Raw genomic sequence first — 1,637 nt, forward strand, 5'->3', positions numbered from 1 at the left:
TCCCTGTGAGAGTTGTTGCCGGGCACGCTGTCCCGGGGAGGCGTCACGGGTGCGGCGGCTGGGGAGCCATCCATCAGCGCGTGCCAGGCCGTCTGGGCGTCAGGGCGCAGCGCGGGATCCTTCTGAAAACACGCCGTCAGCACGTCATGCAGCGGCTCACCGATGGCCCGAAGGTCAGGCTCGATGTTGAGCACCCGATGCATGACCGCAGGGATGGAGTCGAGGCCGAAGGCGGGCGAACCGGTGGCGGCATAGACCATCGTCCCGGCCCACGAGAACAGATCCGAGGCGGGCCCGATCTGCTCGGCCCGAATCTGCTCGGGCGACATGTAGCCGGGCGAGCCCACCACACTGCTGGCGGTAACGGAGGAGGCGTCCAGCGCTCTGGCGATGCCGAAGTCGATCACCCTGGGCCCGTCAGCGGCCAGCAACACGTTGGAAGGCTTGAAATCGCGGTGCACGATGCCCGCCCGGTGGATGGAGATCAGCGCGGTCATGGTCGCCACCGCGAGCCGTACCAGATCGTCGCCGGTCAAGGGGCCACGCGTGCGTACGGCCTGCTGGAGGGAGACGCCCTCGACCAGTTCGGAGACGATGTACGGCACGGCGCCCGCGAATCCGACGTCGAGCACGCGTGCCGTACAGAACTGGGCCACCCGGCGGGCCAGCTCGACCTCACGCTGGAAGCGCTGTATGGCGGCGGTGTCACCGGCGAAGCGGGCGTGCAGGACCTTGGCCGCGATGGCGGTGCCGTCGGGTGCCCGCCCGGCGAAGACGGCGCCCTGGCCGCCCTCCCCGAGGAAACCGAGAAGCATGTAGGGGCCCAGCGCTGTCGGATCCCCCTGGCGCAGTGGCTGCATGAAGAGGATCTTAGAGGGCATTTGGTTTGCCCCCGTTTGCGTTAGTACGTTCCTCGCCATGTTGGTGTCGCCTCGCCCGTTATGCGCTTGCTGGTGTTGTCGATCATGGCAATGTGGATCATGGCTTCGGAGCTGGTGGGCAGGGTCTCGTAGTCGCGCACCAGGCGCCGGTGGAGCATCAGCCAGCCGAGGGTGCGTTCGATCACCCAGCGTCGCTGAAGGACGTGGAATCCGCGGGTGTCGGGGTCGCGGTGCACGACCTCGGCGTGGACGCCGCGCATGGCGGCGTGGTCGGCGAACTGCTTCTTGAGGCCGGTATCGACCCAGGTCAGAGTAATCGTCGGGTGGTCGGCCTTGGCCTGGTTCAGGACCTGAATGCCGGCCTGGTTCTCCGAGACGGACGCGGCGCATACGGTGACGGCCTGTAGCAGGCCGAGGGCATCGGTGGCGACGCTCCGCTTCCGGCCGACGATCTTCTTGGCGGCGTCCGTGCCCTGCGTGCTGATGGGAGGGTTGGTGGAGGTCTTGACCGTCTGGGTGTCGATGATCGAGGCGGTCGGTTCGGGGTCGCGTCCGTCTTTGGCGCGGGCCAGGCCGGTGAGGTCGTAGTTGAGTTGGGCGAAGATGCCCTGGTCACGCCAGGCGGCGTAGTAGGAGTAGACGGTGCCGTGGGGCGGGAAGTCGTGCGGGAGGTAGGCCCAGGCGATGCCGGTCCGGTTGAGGTAGAGGATCGCGTTGAAGATGTCGCGCAGGTCGGTGGGGGCGGGTGCTCCGGTG

The 1,637-nt window shown here is 67.7% G+C and carries 2 protein-coding genes; both read right to left on the reverse strand.

The annotated features are described in order from the left end of the window. Positions 1–860: serine/threonine-protein kinase (locus tag V5E28_RS48915; RefSeq protein ID WP_336217177.1), on the reverse strand; the 860-nt coding region annotated here is incomplete at its 3' end. A 41-nt stretch (positions 861–901) separates the two neighbouring features. Continuing rightward, the coding region (locus tag V5E28_RS48920) for an IS5 family transposase (RefSeq protein WP_336217178.1) at positions 902–1,637 on the reverse strand (736 nt) is incomplete at its 5' end.

This window comes from Nonomuraea sp. LPB2021202275-12-8, assembly GCF_037044575.1.
GTDB lineage: Bacteria > Actinomycetota > Actinomycetes > Streptosporangiales > Streptosporangiaceae > Nonomuraea.